The organism is Corynebacterium jamesii, from assembly GCF_046097395.1.
Taxonomy (GTDB): Bacteria; Actinomycetota; Actinomycetes; order Mycobacteriales; family Mycobacteriaceae; genus Corynebacterium.
Genome location: NZ_CP175789.1, coordinates 2,029,824 through 2,048,173, shown reverse-complemented (window position 1 = coordinate 2,048,173; position 18,350 = coordinate 2,029,824). Strand labels below are relative to the sequence as shown.

12 protein-coding genes and 1 pseudogene are annotated in these 18,350 nt (G+C 62.0%); 6 read left to right on the top strand and 7 right to left on the bottom strand.

Annotated features, from left to right (window positions below; translation table 11 throughout):
• Positions 1–58 precede the first annotated feature (58 nt).
• The 4 genes from ACKFRT_RS09100 to ACKFRT_RS09085 all read right to left on the bottom strand — a co-directional run bounded on the left by ACKFRT_RS09100 (position 59) and on the right by ACKFRT_RS09085 (position 6,669).
• Positions 59–3,157 carry a fimbrial assembly protein gene (locus tag ACKFRT_RS09100; RefSeq protein WP_408925064.1) on the bottom strand — a complete coding sequence of 1,033 codons (3,099 nt, stop codon included), beginning with the start codon at positions 3,155–3,157 and terminating at the stop codon, positions 59–61.
• A gap of 5 nt (positions 3,158–3,162) precedes the next feature.
• Positions 3,163–4,017: an LPXTG cell wall anchor domain-containing protein gene (locus ACKFRT_RS09095; RefSeq protein WP_408925063.1), complete on the bottom strand. Its 855-nt coding sequence runs from the start codon at positions 4,015–4,017 to the stop codon at positions 3,163–3,165.
• Positions 4,010–4,948 carry a class C sortase gene (locus ACKFRT_RS09090; RefSeq protein ID WP_408925062.1) on the bottom strand — a complete coding sequence of 313 codons (939 nt, stop codon included), beginning with the start codon at positions 4,946–4,948 and terminating at the stop codon, positions 4,010–4,012. The genes ACKFRT_RS09095 and ACKFRT_RS09090 overlap by 8 nt, the downstream gene beginning before the upstream one ends.
• A gap of 95 nt (positions 4,949–5,043) precedes the next feature.
• Positions 5,044–6,669: a SpaH/EbpB family LPXTG-anchored major pilin gene (locus tag ACKFRT_RS09085; protein WP_408925061.1), complete on the bottom strand. Its 1,626-nt coding sequence runs from the start codon at positions 6,667–6,669 to the stop codon at positions 5,044–5,046.
• A gap of 539 nt (positions 6,670–7,208) precedes the next feature.
• On the opposite strand from ACKFRT_RS09085, the gene ACKFRT_RS09080 reads away from it, so the two are divergent.
• The 3 genes from ACKFRT_RS09080 to ACKFRT_RS09070 all read left to right on the top strand — a co-directional run bounded on the left by ACKFRT_RS09080 (position 7,209) and on the right by ACKFRT_RS09070 (position 12,684).
• Entirely contained in the window at positions 7,209–8,195 is a 987-nt protein-coding gene (locus ACKFRT_RS09080; protein ID WP_408925060.1) for a class C sortase, read from the top strand.
• Between the two features lie 284 nt (positions 8,196–8,479).
• Positions 8,480–10,321: a 2-isopropylmalate synthase gene (leuA, locus tag ACKFRT_RS09075; RefSeq protein WP_408925059.1), complete on the top strand. Its 1,842-nt coding sequence runs from the start codon at positions 8,480–8,482 to the stop codon at positions 10,319–10,321.
• A 155-nt stretch (positions 10,322–10,476) separates the two neighbouring features.
• Positions 10,477–12,684, top strand: coding sequence for a DNA polymerase III subunit epsilon (locus ACKFRT_RS09070; protein ID WP_408925058.1), 2,208 nt, complete (start codon positions 10,477–10,479; stop codon positions 12,682–12,684).
• A 722-nt stretch (positions 12,685–13,406) separates the two neighbouring features.
• Here the strand turns inward: ACKFRT_RS09070 and ACKFRT_RS09065 are convergent.
• A complete protein-coding gene (locus tag ACKFRT_RS09065) occupies positions 13,407–13,826 on the bottom strand; it encodes a low molecular weight phosphatase family protein (protein ID WP_408925057.1) in 420 nt (139 codons plus the stop codon).
• 3 nt (positions 13,827–13,829) lie between these two features.
• Positions 13,830–14,936, bottom strand: a complete 1,107-nt coding sequence (gene arsB, locus ACKFRT_RS09060; protein WP_408925056.1) for an ACR3 family arsenite efflux transporter — start codon at positions 14,934–14,936, stop codon at positions 13,830–13,832.
• A gap of 106 nt (positions 14,937–15,042) precedes the next feature.
• Here arsB and ACKFRT_RS09055 point away from each other — a divergent pair, with 106 nt between their 5' ends.
• From ACKFRT_RS09055 to ACKFRT_RS09045, 3 genes and pseudogenes are all read left to right on the top strand, one after another.
• Complete coding sequence (locus tag ACKFRT_RS09055) at positions 15,043–15,390, top strand: helix-turn-helix transcriptional regulator (RefSeq protein ID WP_035008787.1); 348 nt, start codon at positions 15,043–15,045, stop codon at positions 15,388–15,390.
• 237 nt (positions 15,391–15,627) lie between these two features.
• A pseudogene (locus tag ACKFRT_RS09050) lies at positions 15,628–16,892 on the top strand (MurT ligase domain-containing protein).
• The gene (locus tag ACKFRT_RS09045) at positions 16,893–17,828 is read left to right on the top strand and encodes a type 1 glutamine amidotransferase (RefSeq protein WP_408925055.1); all 936 of its coding nucleotides are present in this window, start codon (positions 16,893–16,895) and stop codon (positions 17,826–17,828) included. It begins immediately after the preceding pseudogene.
• On the opposite strand, the gene ACKFRT_RS09040 is transcribed toward ACKFRT_RS09045, so the two are convergent.
• Positions 17,825–18,256, bottom strand: a complete 432-nt coding sequence (locus ACKFRT_RS09040) for a hypothetical protein (protein WP_296215602.1) — start codon at positions 18,254–18,256, stop codon at positions 17,825–17,827. The two genes, ACKFRT_RS09045 and ACKFRT_RS09040, sit on opposite strands and share 4 nt — an antisense overlap.
• Positions 18,257–18,350 lie beyond the last annotated feature (94 nt).

The window sequence follows — 18,350 nt, the reverse complement described above, 5'->3', positions numbered from 1 at the left end:
CCTGGCGCGCCTGGTGCGTCCGAGGTGCTGGACATTCCGTGCGCACCGGGCGCGCTGACTAGGCGGTCTTGCGACGGCCGATCATCAGACCCGCCCCGGCGAGTGCGATACCGACAAGGGCCACCAGGCCCACCCCGGGGCCACCGGTCTTCGGCAGCTTTCCGGACGTGGTATCTGCCACGAGCAGGAACATCTCCTGACCCGAACCGCCCACTTGAATCTGTCCGCCGCTTTCGCCCACGGTAGAGATCTTGTATTCCTTCGTCTCCTGATCAAGCGCAATCTCGAACGGTACCGGCTGGGCCAGCAGGTTGAGCCCCTGCGGGGCCTTGGTCTCCACCAGGAAGAACGTACCGGTCTTCTTCACTTCGATGGATTCCTGGTTGGGTTTGATGACGTGCAGCGGATCGCCACTAAGATCGGGCTTGCCCTCCTTCGAGGGGTAAATCTCGAAGGTAGCGCCGCCAAGGCCGGGCATTTCCTCAATCTTGTCGCCAACGTACTGGGCCTTCTTGAAGGTCAGCTTGCCTGGCTTCGTATCCGGCGCCTTGTAGTTGTCTACTACGCAAGATACCGAGGCCAGTTTGCTATCCACTGCACTCATCTTCACCTTGAAGCCAAAAGCGCCGTCGTTTACCACCTCCAGGGGCTGGTTTTTTCCATCGCGCGTTTCCGTGCAGACGGCGTTAAAGTTGTTCCGCTGATACAGCGAGTAGCCTTCCTTCTGGGTTTCGGTAAGAGTCAATTCCTGCTCTTGCTCACTCTTAATGTCCCAGGATGCGATTCCTCGGTCGCCATCGGCCCAAGAGGTCGCCTTAAGGGACTTGCGAACTACCTCGCCGTTGCCCAGGTCGATGACGTCGTTGCCGCCAGCCGACAGGGTGAACTCCCAGCCGGGTACGTTGTCCTCGAGCACCTTGCCGTTCTCATCAACAATCCGCTTCTTAACAGTGACCTCGCCCTTACAGAGGGAAGAAAGTTCCTGGGCGATCTTCTGCATCTCGCCAGACAGTGCTCCGTAGTTGTTGACGCGAACTGTGTTGCCCGTGCCGGAGATATCCTCACCCATAGTTTTTACCGCACGCGAGCCGTAAGTCCACTGGCCCATATCTCGGGTGATGTCCTTTGTTTTCGCGCGGAAATTCTCACCCGGACGCGTAAACACCTGGACTGCTCTACCGGCTGCCCTGTTGTAGGCCATTTCCAGGTTGACCATGGTATCCGTATCGATGTAGTTAGCCGCGATGGCCTCTGGGATATTAGAAACGATCTTGTAGTAGAGCTGACCACCCCAGGGAACATCATCGCCGATACCAAGGAGTTTTACGTCTTTCAGCACCAATTCGGAAGTAACAACCGGGCGCTCACTCGTCTTACCACCCACAGTCAGGTCGACCATGATCGGAACAACGCGGGTGCCCTGGTTTTTCAGCGCGTTAGCGGCGTCGATAGCGTCGTTGAGGGCAGTAGCTTGAACAAACTCACCGCCAATTCCCTTGGCCCTTGTCCCCGAAGAGATAGTCGGCATGCCGTCGGTGATGAAATACACAACATCGTAACCCTGATCCTTGACCTGGTTCAGACCGGCCTGCCAGTCGGTTGCTTCGTTGCCAGGGACGAAACTCCAATTTTTCACGGCTTCCTTGGCCTTATTCACGCCGTCCTGGGACAACATTGAAACCGAACCGCCGGTCGTCCCGTTCTTGTTCGCGGGTGCGAATCCGGCAAAGTTGTAGATACCGAGCTCTGCGGAAGTTCCAGCCAATGCGTCAATAAAGGCGTTGCCGGCCTCCTTGGACTTTTCAAATCCGTCAACACCGTCTGCGTACTGCAGCGACCTCGAGAGGTCCGCCACGACCGCAATCTTCAGGCCACAGCGCTTAGCCAGCGTGGGGTTGGCAACACGTTTGTGTACCCAATCGGCACCATCGGGAGAAGAGATATCTCCCTCGGTTGACGTTGACTCTTCCTCGCCATACACGTCCAGCTTCACCTTGAGGTGTTTATTCTCGGACAAATTGTTGGTGAAAGTAAACACCGCGCCAGCAGGTACGGTTGCCAGATCTACCTGCTTGCCGTCCTTAACCGGCACAGCCTGCATCGTGATGTAACCATTGCCGAAGTTGACGTTGCGCCTTTCCAAGGTCACGCCATCCTCGATCTGGTCAACTTTTAGCTGATAATGCTGCCAATCCAAGAAGGTGGCGTCCGTATCAATCCGCACGTTGAGGTACTTGAGCTTCGAGTCCTTTTCGACCTTCGCGGTGAAGGAATCGGGGCTCGACGGATCCACCGGGTCGCCCTTCAGCGAGAAGTTGTGGCCCTCGGCATCGAACTGGCGCGCATCATTGGGAAGGGTCGGCTGACCATCCGAGCAGTTCTTTACCTTTCCGCTGAAATCGAAGGACCAGCTCGTCTGGGCGCCCGAGGCAATCTTATAGCCGGACTGGGCCTTGGCGGTAACGGTAACTTTCCCGGGCCCAGTACCTTCGTAGACGTGCTTACCCTCGGGAGATTTATTTCCCTTGATGAAGTAATCAACGCCCTTTGTACTTGGGATGTTGATGTATCCCTTTTCCACACACTGGGGTGCTTTAGCCGGGTCAACTGCAGTCGGCGCAGCCGGAGTGACTGCCGTGACCGACGGGGTTTCGGAACCCGGGTCGGTCGGGGTCTCCGGGTCAGTCGGCTCCGGGTCAGTCGGCTCCGGAGGCGTGCTATTGGCCAGGGTTCCCCGCGGCGTAATGGAGACCGAACCTTCCGGGTACTGGCTGAGAGACAGCTTCATCGAAATAACATCGCCCTTCTTGAGGGCAACATTGAGTCCGTTGATCGTGCCTGAGTGCGGTGGATTCCTCTGCGTCTTTAGGGTTCTTCCGTTGACCTTGAACTCGTACGTAGTAGGGAAGTTGGGACCCGCAAAGGTGTAGTCCAGGCTGGTCATTGTCGCGTCGGCACCGACGGTGAAGGTGGGCTCCTGGCCAGAGCCGCTGCTGGCGACGTATTTCTTTGTCTGCGGGCTCACCGGAATCGTCGCGGCCTGTGCCTGAGCTGTCGGCATCTGCAGCACTGGCAACGCGCCAGGGAAAGCGACGCCGAGGACAAGCGTAAGCGCCGCAGCCAACGCGGCCACTGCACCCATCAATTTCGTTCTCATTATCGCTACCCTTCTTGCTTTCGTTTCTTAGAGATCAACAGCATCAGCAGTCCAGCGCCCATCAGCGCCGCTGCCGCAAGCACAATCCCGATGATCTGCACACCGGTCATCGGCAGATTGCCCGGTCCTCGTTTGCCCTCATCCCCCGGGCCAGGCTCGGGGGCTGGCTCCGCTGGTGGTGCCTCCCCCGGCGGCGGGGTTGGCGTGGTCGGCGGGGTGCCCGGAGGGGTCGTCGGCGGAGTCGTCGGTGGCTCGGTAGGCGGCGTACCGGGCGGAGTGCCCGGAGGGGTCGTCGGCGGAGTCGTTTCGTTGGTCTTCGCCACAATCACCCCTTCCACCGGGTTCGGGTTCATAGCCACCGAGTGAAAAGGAACCGCTACCAGGAAAGGGCTAACCTTGCGGTACTCTCCGGCCGCAGCGCCGGACGGTTCCTGGGAGGTCACCAGGTAGATGCCCTTTTCAAGGTTTTGGAAGCGCACGTTCCCGTCGCCGTCAGTCACAGCCGTGACGGTACGGTCGGTGGGCCAGCCGGCAATCTTCTCGGGGCTGGTGTTCCGCACCTTCTCCATATCCGCAGCCTTTTCCGGATTGATGCCCTTCAACCGCTCAAGCTTGATGGTCACGCCAACGACCTTGCCCGTTGCTGGCCGGAAAGCCTCCGGGTTGCCCGGGGACAGAGTGATGCTTAGGGTGTCTGCCCCACTTTCACGGGATACCCCGGGCTGGTCGCCCGCGCCTACAACCCTGGCAGCATCGGCCACGCCGACTGCGACCTGCGTGCCGCAAAGCACACCGGCACTGAGGGCCACAGCCGCTACGATTTTGCGGCGAGTCCGCACCGCAGCTTTTTGGCTAGTCATTTTCGCCAGCCCCTTCGTCATTCATAATCTCGGTATCTTCCAGGGATTCGCTATCCCGCTTGAGCTTCCTCAGCCACCACAGCAGTGCAAGCAGCGCTCCTACAGCGACTGCAGCCAGGGCGTACATCCACCACTGCCATCCGGCGCCGTGACTATTTTCAAAAACGTCGTTGTCCGCTGGGTCCAGGGGAACCCGGTGACCGCGTACCAGCAGCCGGTGGGAATTAATTCCGTATGGAGTACAGGTGATCAAGGTGACGTAGTCCGCATTCGGCACCGGGCGGAGGTCTTCGGTTTCGGTGGGCAGCACAGTTTTAATCTGGTCGACCTCGTACTTAAGTTTTTCGCCAGACACCTGGACGTAGAAGGCGTCGCCTTCCTTAGCCTCATTAAGGTGATCGAACATAGTAACGTTCGACAACCCGGTGTGCCCAGTGATCACCGCATGCGTGCCTTCTCCGCCGACCGGTAGATCGGAGCCGAAGAGGTGGCCCAGCCCTCGCTGCAAAGTTTCTTCATCTGTTCCGTGGAAGACCGGCAGGTCTGCCTTGATCTTCGGGAAAATAAGGCGCGCCATTGCATCGTTAGCATCGAGCTGATCGAGGTACTCCAGGTAGTCCGGGTTGTTCTTGTCGAAGCGGGCTAGCCAGGGGTCGAGGATCGGGCCGGTGTTGCGGTTGGCGTTGTATTCGTGGGCGCTATCCCACTGCTTGTTCTTGACTTCCTGCGGAATGCTCTTTTCGAGCTTCGCGTACTCTTGCGCGGCTTTCGTCGTGGAATAGTTGTTCCATAATGTGGACGCCACAGGGTACAGCATCACAAGTACCCCGAGGACCACGAGCACGATGACCAGCACAGGGCTGGATTTGGTGCTGCTGACACGACGTGGCTCCTTTTTTGGCTCCACGACGGTACTGGCGATGTGATCCACGGGGTTCTCCTGAGGCTTCAAATTATTTAGTTCGCTGGTAGAGCCCAGCGCGCTGGAGTTTCCAACGGCCAGGCTCTAGCGGCGGTACTGCGCTACTAGTTCTTAGCGCCGCGGCGTGCGAACCATGCGCCGGCTGCGAGGATGGCAGCGCCGAGTGCGGCGAGGATGCCAACACCCATGCCACCGGTCATCGGCAGGTTCGGGGTGGTGTCGTCGTTGTTAACAACCTCGCCCGCTTTCGGGCCGACCTGTACAGATGCCAGGTCGTAAACACGCTCAGGGTCGGTGGACTTTGCGACCAGCTGGAACTCGATTGCCTCCGGCAGCAGCTCCTTGCCCTTCGGAGCCTTAACCTCGATCAGGCAGTAGTGGGAACGGTCGCCCTCAGCTACCGGCTTGTTGTCTTCGAAGTCATTGACGTGCAGGCCGGTGACACGAACCATGCCGTCCTGGCCGGAAACGAAGGTCTGCTTAACCTCGTCGCCCTGCTGCCCGTTGACGGGAGCCCAGGTGTTTGCCTCAGAGGTGTCGATGTCGCTGCACTTCTGGCCGGCAGCCTGGCGGGCGATCTGGAACTCTGCACCTTCCAGACCCTTGCGATCGGAATCGACCTTCTTGAACTCCACTCCACCCCAGTAGGTCTTAACGGTCGGGGTCTCCTTCGGAGTCTGGTTCTCAGAGCCGTCCGGGTTGTTCTGGAACACCAGCGCCTTGTTAGGCGCGATGTCGGTAGCCTTCTTGAACTCCGGCTTCAGGGTGGTCGTGATGGTGACCTCGACCTTCTCACCGGCCTTCAGGGTCTTGGCAACCTCCGGGGTCAGGTCAACGTCAACCTGGTTGCCCTCAAAGAACTTGCCATCGACATCGTCAGTAGGCTGGATCTCGCGGCCACCGGCGGTAACCTTCACATCGGTGACGGTCAACTTCGGGTCGATCGTATCGGTGACCTGGAACTGGGTGCGCTCTGCGTTAGGCTTCAGCTGACGGGCGGTGCCAGTCACGGTGTAGATCAGCTGCTTGTCGCCAGCGTTCTGGTCCTTATCTACAACCGTCTTGGTCGGCGCTTCATCCTTGTAGTTCTTCGGGAAGGCGTGAACATCGTAGTTCCAGGTGGTGCCCTGGTTGTCGCCAGCGTTGTCGGCCGTCATCGGGACGAACGCGATGAACGGGACAGCCGGGTCGTAGCCCTTCTTCGGGCTGGTCTCTACGACCAGGTAAGCACCGAGAGCCAAGTCCTTGGAGACAACCCACTCACCATTTGCATTGGTGGTGCCGGTGGCGACCTCGGTCAGCACACCCTCTGCCAGCCCCTCCTTCAGAGCAGCGCCCTGGGAGAAGTCCGCAGCCTTCAGCTTGGATGCTGCTACCAGACCTTTGTTCGTGGTGACGTCAATGTTCGTAGCGGCGTCGGCGGTTTTGTTGATCTTGTAGACGGTGAAGCCAACGCCCTCGAGCGGCTGGCCGCCGTTCTGCTCAACGGCAGCAGCGTCCGCCGCGGTGCCCGATGGGGTTCCTTCATCGGTCGGGTTGCCGAACTTGTGGATCGTCAGCGCGCCCTTGGCTTCTTTGTTCACCAGCGGGGAGTTGCCGGCGGTCTCGTTAACGCTCACCGGGTTTTCCTGGCCATCCTGAGCGATGGCCACCGGGGTGGCAATGCTCATGGACAGGCCAGCGATGGCCGCGAAAGTGACCGAACGAAGGGTCATAGAGTTCTTATTCACTGGAGTGAAATCCTTTACATCAGTTGTGGCTAAGGCGTTTTTCGCCTCTCGACGTCCAGCGATTCACTCCGTTTAGCGTCGCTTCAGGGGCTTCGGAGCCGCTACTCCTATCGCCTCAAAGCTAGCTCTTACTAGCATGCACCGATGAGGAAACTGGCATGTTCCCTGCATTCCCTTAGGTCAATACAAAACAACCCTCAGGTTGGCGCTTCTTCTAACCGTGAATCGCGACTCGAATCTTAGAACGATCCGCACATCTGAAGCTACTCGGAAATGATTTTGAATTCGGGCTAGGGGTCACTTATGAGCAAAAATTGATTCAGGATACATCCAAAAAACTAGACCTGACCTGCACTGTTCAACAATTGTCTTGAGTTTGCGTTCGAGTTCTATACCTACCCCCATTTAGGGGCGTTCGAGTTAAGAAGTATCCAAGAATATTCTGCAGCTCTTACACTCCACAGCGAAGAATGAATCCCGGTTTGCCCGCTCACCGCCGAGGCGCCCGCTCAACCACTACAGAGCAAAAATTAAGGCCCATGAAAGATCAGAAACCTTCCCCCACCAAAGCCGCAACCGCCTCTCCCAGACGCGGAAAGAAGCTCAACGCCAACGCGATCATCGCGGTTATCCTCGTCCTCGCCGGCTTGGGCGTGCTGCTCTACCCAGTGCTCGCAACCCAGTGGAATAACTTCCAACAAACCAGGGCAGCCGAGGCCTATTCAGAACTGGAAAAGGGCGTACCACCCGAGGTGCTTGACGAGACGTGGAGGGAAGCCCAGCGCTATAACGCCACGCTTAAAGACATCGACCCCACCGATGCCTGGACCAGCTCAGATGACGAAAATTCACCCGCCTACCAGCGCTACCTCAAGTACCTCTCAATACTGGACGAAACCGACGCGATGGGGCGCATCGTGCTGCCGTCAATCAAGTCCGACCTGCCCATTTTTCACGGAACCTCAGACAGCAGCCTCTCCCGCGGAGTGGGGCACCTCTATGGCACGGATCTGCCCGTTGGCGCCCCTGGCGAACCCGGCGAAGATGGATCTATCCCGCCCGCTCCACCGGAAGGCCGCATGTCTGCGCTATCCGCTCACACCGGCATCCAGAACGCCACCCTGTGGGACAACCTCGATCAAATGAAGAAAGGCGATCCCGTGTACATCGCCGCCGCAGGTAAGAAGTTGAAATACGAAGTTCGCAACATCGAGGTTGTGACCCCCGATAAAACCAGCCTGCTGCGCCGAACCCCGCACAAGGATCTACTCACGCTCATCACCTGTACCCCCTACGGCGTGAACACACATCGACTCATCCTCACCGCCGAGCGCGTGCCGATGGATCCGCAGGAAGAGTCTGTTTTCGATGGCCAGGGGACTACCTGGCAGTGGTGGATGTGGGCCATACTGGCAGCCGCCGCGGTCGTCGTGGCGCTACTCATTCGCTGGTGGTGGAAGAACTTCCGTAACCCCACGCCGCGGAACGACAGGACGACTGATGGTGCGGAGACGGCGGCGTCCTAAAGCAACACCGCAACGGTCACCCCACAATGAGGGACAGATTTCCCAAAGGGTGAGAAAAGGCGCCATTTTCCTGTGACTCAGGTAATACCCGGGCTATAGTCGAAAGCATGACTACGCCAGCGCGCAACCTGCTTCTGCGACGCGGCGGGGCTCAAAGGTTTTAAGAGAATTGAGTTCACAACTCAACCACCGACCGGCACCCCGTCGCGGAGTTTGGCATTGCCGGTCGGGAATCACAACCAAGAACAACCAATTCTTTTCAATCTTTTCAGGAGCCCCCACCCATGTCTAACGACACTTTCATCTCCGCACCCGCCCGCATCAACACCCCGGACGGCGACATCCCCGCAGACCAACCCGCATGGAACAAGCAGCGCAACTCCTCCATGCCGCACGCGCGCTACCAACCCTTCTTTGAAGAGGTAGAAGAGATCACCCTGCCGGATCGCACCTGGCCGAACAAGGTCATCGACCGCGCGCCGCAGTGGTGCGCAGTGGACCTGCGCGACGGCAACCAGGCACTGATCGACCCGATGAGCCCCGAGCGCAAGCGCCGCATGTTCGAACTGCTGGTCAACATGGGCTACAAGGAAATCGAGGTCGGCTTCCCGTCCGCCTCCCAGACCGACTTCAACTTCGTCCGCGAGATCATCGAGAAGAACATGATCCCCGACGACGTCACCATCCAAGTACTGGTCCAGGCACGCGAACACCTGATCCGCCGCACCTTCGAAGCCTGCGAAGGCGCAAAAAACGTCATCGTCCACTTCTACAACTCCACCTCGAAGCTGCAGCGCAAGGTCGTTTTCCGCAAGGACAAAGAGGCCATCAAGAAGCTGGCCACCGACGCAGCCCAACTGATTAAGACCATCGCCGCCGACTACCCGGATACCAACTGGCGCTGGGAATACTCCCCCGAGTCCTACACCGGAACCGAGGTCGCCTACGCCAAGGAAGTCTGCGACGCGGTCGTCGAGGTCATGGACCCCACCCCGGAGAACCCGATCATCCTGAACCTTCCCTCCACGGTAGAGATGATCACCCCGAACGTGTACGCGGACTCCATCGAGTGGATGCACCGAAACCTGAACCGCCGCGATTCCATCATCCTGTCGCTGCACCCGCACAACGACCGCGGCACCGGTGTGGCCGCCGCCGAGCTGGGCTACATGGCCGGCGCAGACCGCATCGAGGGGTGCCTGTTCGGTAACGGCGAGCGCACCGGCAACGTCTGCCTGGTCACCTTGGGGCTCAACATGCTGACCCAAGGCGTGGATCCGCAGATCGACTTCTCCGACATCGACCAGGTGCGCCGCACCGTGGAGTACTGCAACCAGCTGCGCGTGCCGGAGCGCCACCCCTACGGCGGCGACCTGGTGTTCACCGCCTTCTCCGGCTCCCACCAGGATGCGATTAACAAGGGCCTGGACGCTATCGCGGAGACCATCGACCCGGAAGCCACCGCCGGGGAAGTCTCGCAAGAAGCTATGGTCGAAAAGACCTGGGAGGTTCCCTACCTGCCAATCGACCCGAAGGACGTCGGCCGTTCCTACGAAGCCGTCATCCGCGTGAACTCCCAGTCCGGCAAGGGCGGCGTGGCCTACATCATGAAGACCGACCACAACCTGCAGCTGCCACGCCCGATGCAGGTCGAGTTCTCCTCCGTCGTGCAGGCCGTCACCGATGCCGAGGGCGGCGAGGTAAACCCGAAGGCCATGTGGGACATTTTCTCCGGCGAGTACCTGGACCGCATCGCTCCGATCGAAACGATCTCCCTGACCGTCGACGGCGGCCAGAACGAAGGCGAAGAGGCCAAGGTCACCGGCCAGATCGAGTTCAACGGCGAGGCACAGACGGTGCAGGGGCGCGGAAACGGCCCGATCAGCGCGTACTGCAACGCACTGGAAGAGCTGGGATACGACGTGGAGGTTCAGGAGTACAGCCAGCACGCCCGCACCTCGGGCGACGATGCCGAAGCCGCCGCGTACGTGCTGGCCGAGGTCAACGGGGCGAAGTACTGGGGCGTGGGCATCGCCAGCTCCATCACCTACGCCTCGCTGAAGGCCGTGACCTCTGCGGTGAACCGGTCGCAGGATTCCGCCGCAGGCGTTTCCCAGGGTGCCTAGGGGCCTGGCCTTAGCCGCCCCGGCGCTCGCCCGGCAGGTTGTCCGCCTCTCGCCCGGCAGGTTGTCCGCTTCTCGCCTGGCAGGCTGTCTGCCTCTCGCCTGCAGGCTGCGGGCTGCCAGCGGGGCGCGCTTGCCTGCTGGGTATTATGTAATCCATGAACGAGAACGATCACTCGGCCGGCTCCGGCTCCGAGCACACCGGCGCGCGCCGTCGCAGGCGCCCGCGCCGCAGGGTAAACCGCCCTGCAGGTTCTCTCGCTGTTTCTTTCTCGGACGGTACTTTTTCGGACGCCACCACCTCCGCCCCAAGCCACTCCCCCGCGGGAGCCGAGGGGCGCCCGGAGCCTCGCCACTCCACCACGGGAGCTGAGGGGCACACCGAGCCGGCGGCTGAGGCCAGTGAGACGCCGGTAGCGGCTCCCGAGTTTCAGCCTGCTGGGGCTGAGGGAGCCTCCAGGCCCGCCGCAGGTACCGGGCGCAACGCAACCGCCGAGTCCGCCGCAGCTACCGGGCGTAACGCTACCGCCGAATCCGCCGCAGCTACCGGGCGCAACGCTACCGCCGAGTCCGCCGCGAACGACAACAGTGGAGATCCCGACCAGTCGAGCCCCCGGGAGGAACTAGAGTCCGCGCTGCACGACCTCCCCTCCAAGGAGGAGGCTCCCTTCGCAGCCGTCAGCGTCTCCACCTCCGGCATTCACCCGAAGACCTCCCGCCTGGTGGCGCTCTCCGTGGTCTTCTTTGGCCCCGGCACGGCGCCGTCCGCCGCCGAGGCCGGCGAGGGTACCCCGGCCAGCGCCGACGAGGCCGGCGAGAACACCCCGGCCAGTGCCGCCGAGGTTGGCGACCTGCCGACCATCAACATCGGCGCGGAAGTCGGCGCTCTCACCCGTCACCTCAACCCGGGTGAGGACGCCGGCCCCTGGCACCTCCACGGCTACCAGGTCAACGAACTTTCCCAGGCTCTGGGCTTTAATACCAGCGCGCAGCTGATCCACCGGGCGCTGGACGGGCGCACGCTGATCATGCACGAGGCCGACTACGTCTGGGGCTTCCTCACCCACGAGTTCAAACTTTCGCAGCGCTCCGCTAACCGTGGCCGCCGCAGTCGCGGCCGCAGCCGCGGTGGTCGGCGTGTGCCGCTGCCCGCCCCGATGTCTATCATCGACACGCTAGCCACCGCCCGTCGCCAGGCCATCAACTCCACCGATCCTCGCCTGCGAGCCATCGTCGCGGGCTACAACCGCGCCGCCGACACGACTGCCGACACGACCGCCAACACGACTGCCGACGACTCTGCCACCGGCGCAGACGCTTCCGCGAACGCCGGGCGGTCCGCCGTGCAGGCTCCGGCGGCTGCACTGCCAGAGGTGGGCGCGGTGGCGTCGCTAAGCAAGAAAGAGATAGACCCCGACGAGCTGCTGGAGGCCAACGCACGCCTGACCGCCGCGCTCGCGCTCGCGCAGCAACGCAGCGGCGAGCTGACTGTGCTGGACCCCGAGGACCTCGCGGCCGATCAGTTCGGGCTGCGCCGCAGTGCCCTTCGTATCGACGCCGCAGATTCCCCCCGCCCCTACGTGAACCCCGGCGTGTGGAAGAGCGGTGAACCGCTGGTCGAGGGGATGGAATTTGTGGTTAGCCCAGACGTGGCGATTGACCCGGACGTGCTGATCGGCCAGGGTGTCGCGGCAGGGCTGGCGTATAGCGAAAAGCTGAATCGTCGCAGCTCGCTGGTGGTGTGCAACGAGAACTACGAGTTGCGTGGCAAGGCGATGCACGCGGACCGGAAGAGCATTCCGCTAATCCGGGACGAGGACTTCCTGGCTCTGCTGGACGACGTGCAACCCGGCGAGAGGGCGGCTACGCCGACGAAGCCGGGTGCGGATGTGCGCCCACGGACCAGCGGGCTGGCGGGGCCGCGTGGCGGCTCGGGCTCGGGTGGGTCGGGCTCGGGTGGGTCGGGTTCCAGCGGGCGCGGCTCTGGCTCGGGTGGGTCGGGTTCCAGTGGGCGCGGCTCTGGCTCGGGTGGGTCGGGTTCCAGTGGGCGCGGCTCTGGCGGGTCGGGTTCGGGGAAATCCGGCAAGTCTAAGAAGTCGAACAAGAACGGTCGCTCCAACAACTCCAACAACTCCGGCCACAAGAGCAACGCCAACTCCGGCAGCTCCGGTCGCTCCAACAACTCCGGCCACAAGGGCAACGCCAACTCTGGCGGCCGCCAGGGGCAAATCCCGGGGCCCAGCGGTAAGCGAAATCGTCGGAGGCGTCGGCGCCGCAAGAGTTCCGGGACCCCAGGGGGTTCAGGGAGTTCTAGAGGTTCCGGGGGATCTGGAGGATCCGGGGGTTCCGCCAACGGCGGAAACTAGCCCGGTGTGCACCGCCCTCCCCTTCGAAGGCGCCGGAGCAGAGGGCGGCTAGAACGTCAATGTCCAAAATCTACGAGTTATTAAAAGTAGCTCATTTGCAGCCCAAAAACGCAACCCTCTGACCTGCGTAAATAGATTAGTTATATTTTAAGACGTGGATTTTTGGACATTGCCCCCAAAAGCCAGCTGACAACTCGGCGTTTACTAGCCAGCTGGCAGCTCGACGCCGGTCAGGCCCCCAGCTCGGTGCCGGTTAGTCGCCCTTCAGCTCGGCGCCGGGGTTCCGGAAATTCTAGTGGTTCCGGAAGTTCTAGTGGTTCCCGGGGATCTGGAGGATACGGGGGTTCCGGGGGTTCCGCCAACGGCGGAAGCTAGCCCGGTGTGCACCGCCCTCCCCTTCGAAGGCGCCGGAGCAGAGGGCGGCTAGAACGTCAATGTCCAAAATCTACGAGTTATCAAAAGTAGTTTATTTGCAGCCCAAAAACGCAACCCTCTGACCTGCGTAAATAGATTAGTTATATTTTAAGACGTGGAATTTTGGACATTGCCCCCAAAAGCCAGCTGACAACTCGGCGTTTACTAGCCAGCTGGCAGCTCGGCGCCGGTCAGACCCAACTCGGCGCCGGTTAGGCGCTTTTCAGCTCGGCGCCGGTCAGACCCAGCTCGGCGTTTACTAGCCAGCTGGCAGCTCGGTGCCGGTCAAGCCCCCAACTCGGTGCCGGTTAGGCGCCCTTCAGCTCGGTGATAAGTGCGCGCACGCGGGCGTCAATGTCATCACGCACCAGTCGCATGCGCTCCATGCCCTCAATACCGCGCTCGGAGGGCTCGTCGGTAACCCACCGCTCGAGGGTCCCCTGCGCGTCGGCGGGTAGCTCCAGCTGGGCGTCCTTGCCGAGGATGACCACCCGGTCAGCCTCTCGCAGCAACTGCGGATCTACAGCCTTTGGGCGGCCGCCAGACATGTCCGCGCCGACCTCGCTGATGGCTTCCACCGACTCCGTGTTGAGCTTCGTTGCCGGTTTGGTGCCAGCGGAATGAATCTCAATGGCCTCGCCAGCATGCTTGTCCGCCAAGGCGGCCGCCATTTGCGACTTGCCGCCGTTGCCTACGCAGACGAAAAGTACCTTGGGTTTATTGCTCATGGTTTAATCCTCCCCCATCGAGACGGAACGTGCTGGACTGCCGTGCCGCACGGGCAGTGTCGGATCGCCGTTGAAGAGCTTAGGACCCACCCACAGCATGACGTAGACCAGACCGACTAGCACCGGAATCTCGATCAGCGGGCCGACCGTTCCAGCCAGTGCCTGCGCAGAGGTCGCACCAAACGTACCGATAGACACGGCGATGGCAAGCTCGAAGTTGTTGCCCGCAGCGGTAAAAGACACAGAGGCCGACTGGGCGTAGTTCAACCCCGCAGCCTTGGACACAGCCAGCGCCAGGGCAAACATTCCAGCGAAGTAGGCCACCAGCGGGACCGCCGTGCGAGCCACCGTCCACGGGTGGTCCGTAATCTGCTCTCCCTGCAGCGCAAACAGAAGCACGATCGTATAAAGCAGGCCAATCAGCGCGAGGGGAGAAACCGCGGGCAAGAACTTTGCCTCGTACCACTGCTGCCCCTTCAGCCTCTCCCCGACCACGCGGGAAGCCAAGCCAGCCGTCAACGGGATACCCAGGAAAACCAGGACGGATACCACGATCGACCAGAAGGAAAAGTCTGCCGAGGTTGTAGGAAGCCCCAGCCAGCCAGGGAGAATCTGCAGATAGAACCAGCCCAGCACTCCAAACATGAGCACTTGGAACACAGAGTTGATCGCCACAAGGACGGCGGTCACCTCTCTATCCCCGCAGGACAGTTCCGACCACACCAGAACCATCGCGATGCACCGGGCCAGGCCGACGATAATCAGCCCGGTGCGCAGCTCAGGCTCGTCGGGCAAACATACCCAGGCCAGGGTGAACATCAACGCGGGCCCCACGACCCAGTTGAGGGCGAGGGAAACCGCCATCAGGCGCTTATCCGCCGCAATCTGCCGGGTTTTGTCGTAGCGCACCTTCGCTAGCGGCGGATACATCATGACCAGCAGGCCGAGTGCGATCGGAAGCGAGATCCCTCCCACCTCCATTTCCCCGAGCTTCGTTCCGATTTCCGGCATCACCTGATTAACGAGCAGCCCAGCAACCATCGCGAGGATAATCCACACGGGCAGGAACCTATCCAAAAAGGACATCCGTGGACGCAACGAATCTGTCATGCAACCTTCCTTAGACATTGACACACGTCGATATAAAACCAAATGACATATTGATGTCCGTCAATATAAATGGCATATTGATATCTGTCAATATAAGATGCTCCGTATGGCCACCCCGCAGATTGTTCCGCTCGCAGACATCTCTACATGCTGCTCCTTGAGTAAAGGACCGCTATCGGATCCTGAGGCCGCCCGTTATGCCACCTTGTTCAAGGTCCTATCCGACCCCGCCCGCTTGCAAATACTCTCCCACCTGGCAGCCAAAGGCTGCGAACCAATCAGCGTAAACCAGCTAACAGACATCACGGGACTAAGCCAGCCCACGGTCTCACACCACCTAAAGCGGCTTACCGATGCAGGTCTGCTCCGCAAAGCCCGAACAGGTCGCACTGTCACACACCTAGTAAAGCCCGAACTCTTCGCTGAACTTCGCGCTGTTCTCCAAATGGACTAACGCTCGCCATCTCCGGCGCGCCAGCCTCCAAATTCCAGCACGCCCCTGCGGGTACACTTAGTCCCCATGGGTAAATCAGATCGAAGCGGCGCTCAGCCCGGCACTGAACAGCGCACGGCCACGCAGCGCTCCACACAGCGCACGGCCACACAGCGCACGGCCACGCAGCACGGAGAACGGCACCCCGCCGTGCAGCGCTCTAGGCTGCAGCGGATCCGCAGCTCCGTTGCGATTCGCATGGCGCAGTTGGCCACGTGGGCGTCAAGAAAGGCAGGGCGAGGGGCCGGCGGCATGATCGGCGGCCTGGTCGGCGGGGCCATCGACCCGCAACTAATGGCTAGCCTCGGCGCCGGAAAGGACGGCACAAAGCGCCCAACGGTGCTGGTCACAGGCACAAACGGCAAGTCTACGACCACCCGCATGCTAGCAGGCGCGGTCCGCACGGCGGCCACGGTCTGCACCAACGAGGGTGGCGACAACATGGACGCGGGCGTGATCAGCGCGCTGCTGGCCGGGCGCGACGCAGAGGCCGTGGTTCTCGAGGTCGACGAACTGCACGTCCCCAACATCGCCGAGAAGCTCGACGCGGACGTGCTGGTACTGCTGAATCTCTCGCGCGACCAGCTAGACCGCGTGGGCGAGATCAACAAGATCGAGCGCACCCTCCGCGCGTGCGTAGAGGCCCGCCCCGACATGCAGATCATCGCGAACTGCGACGATGTCTCCGTAACCTCCGCCGCCTGGGACTCCCCGAACGTCCAGTGGGTCAGCGCCGGCTTCGGCTGGGCGGGCGATTCCACCAGCTGCCCGCGCACCGAAGGCGCGATCATTCACCGCACTGGCGAAGACGGCGTGGTGGACTGGTACGCCGCAAAGAAACTCCCCGATGGCCGGGAATTCCGCAGGCCAACTCCCGATTGGCGCATCACGGACGACGGCCTGATCGACCGCGAGGGCAACCTGCACCCGATGAACCTGACCCTGCCGGGCAACGCAAACCGCGGCAACGCCACCCAGGCCGTCGCGGCCGCTGTGACCCTCAGCGAGCTACTGCCACAGCGTATCTCCACCGAGCAGGCCATCGCCGCCGCAGAGAAGGTGGATAATGTCGCAGGCCGCTACTCCGTGATCCAGTTCGGCGAGCACGAGGTGCGCCTGATGCTGGCGAAGAACCCGCCGGCTGGCAGGAAGCCCTGTCGATGGTGGACCGCACTGCCGATAGCCTCGTAATTAGCGTCAATGGGCAGGTCGCCGACGGCCAGGACCTCTCGTGGCTGTGGGACGTGCGCTTCGAGAACTTCGAGGGTGTGCACGTCGTGGCCGCGGGCGAACGTGGCACGGATCTGGCGGTGCGCTTGGGCTACGCCGCCGTCGAGCACAATTTGGTTAAGGACACGGTCGAGGCGATCCGCTCCTGCCCGCCGGGCCGCGTGGAGGTCCTGGCGAACTACACGGCGTTCCGCGACTTGAAGCGGGTGCTGGACAAGGAAGGGGAAGCGTAAATGAGCAGCGCCAACAAACCTGCAGACCTCAACATCGGCCTGATCCTGCCCGACGTGCTGGGCACGTACGGCGACGACGGCAACGCCCTAGTGCTGCGCCAGCGCGCCCGCATGCGCGGCCTGTCGGCGGAGATTCACCCGATCCACCTGGGCGAAGCCGTGCCGGAGACCCTCGACGTGTACACCGTTGGCGGCGGCGAGGATACCGCGCAGGTTTTGGCCGCGGAACACCTCCTCAGCGATGGCGGCATCTCCCGCGCGGTCGCCGCCGGCCGGCCGGTACTTGCCATATGCGCGGGGCTGCAGGTGTTCGGCCGATCCTTCACCAGCCACGGTCGCACGGTTGAGGGTTTGGGGCTTATAGACGCCACCACGTCCCAACTCGCCGAACGCATGATCGGCGAGATCGCCTCCACCCCGGCAGCCTCCGCCGTGACGGGCGGAGCTGCGGCAGCTCAAGCTGACAGTAGGGGCAGCAGCAACGCAGGCGGCGCAAGCGCGGCAGGCGGCGCGGGCAACGCAGGCGGCGCGGTGGGCACCGGCGCGGCTGGCACAGGCACGGCAGGCGGCGCAGCTGGCCTGACCGAGCCGCTAACCGGGTTTGCCAACCACATGGGTGCCACCATCCTGGGCGCGGATGCCGAGCCGCTGGGGCGCCTTACCCGGGGCACGGGCAACACCGATAACCACGGCGCAAAGGCCGCTGGGCTGTCCGGCGAGGATGCTCACCGGCAGACTCGCGCCGAAGGCGCGGTGCAGGGTTCGGTTGTGGCCACGTACATGCATGGCCCCGTGCTGGCCAGGAATCCGCAGTTGGCGGACTGGTTGTTAGCCCGCGCGATGGGGGTTGCACTCAACGAGCTGCCCGAGTTCCAAGGTGAGCTGGCGGAGCAGTTGAACCGCGAGGTGGCGTGGCTAAGAAAGGAGCGCCTCTAAGCACCGAGCTTGGCCACGCTAAGGATCATCGGCAGCTGAAGGGGGACCCGCGCGAAGGCGATGGCGCGCGAAGGCTGCGGTTTGGCGCGCCAGTCCCAGGCCATCTTGATGTTGCCGGGGAGCACGCCGACTAGGAAGAGCGCGGCGGCGGGCGCGATTGTACTGCGCAGCGCGCCGCGCCATTCGGGCTTCAGGCTGCACGCCGCGATGCTGGTGGCCAGGGCGATTTCCATGGCTCCGGAGCCGAGCGTCCAGGCGTGCGGGGTGCCGGGGAGTTCCTCCGGAACGATTCTGTCGAAGCCCTCCGGCTTAACAAAGTGCAGCACGCCTGCGGTGCCGAAGACGGTTCCCCATACGGCGGAGCGAATGCCGGCCGCGCGGGACAGGCGGTGCGGACGGAGGGCGTTGTGCAAAGGGTTTTTACTCATGGGCGCCACTGTAATCCCCGCCGTGCGACAGCGGGGCTCCGTGCCGCGGGACAAAGGGGGGTGCGCGGACAGACTGGTGCGCCCCGCACCGTTG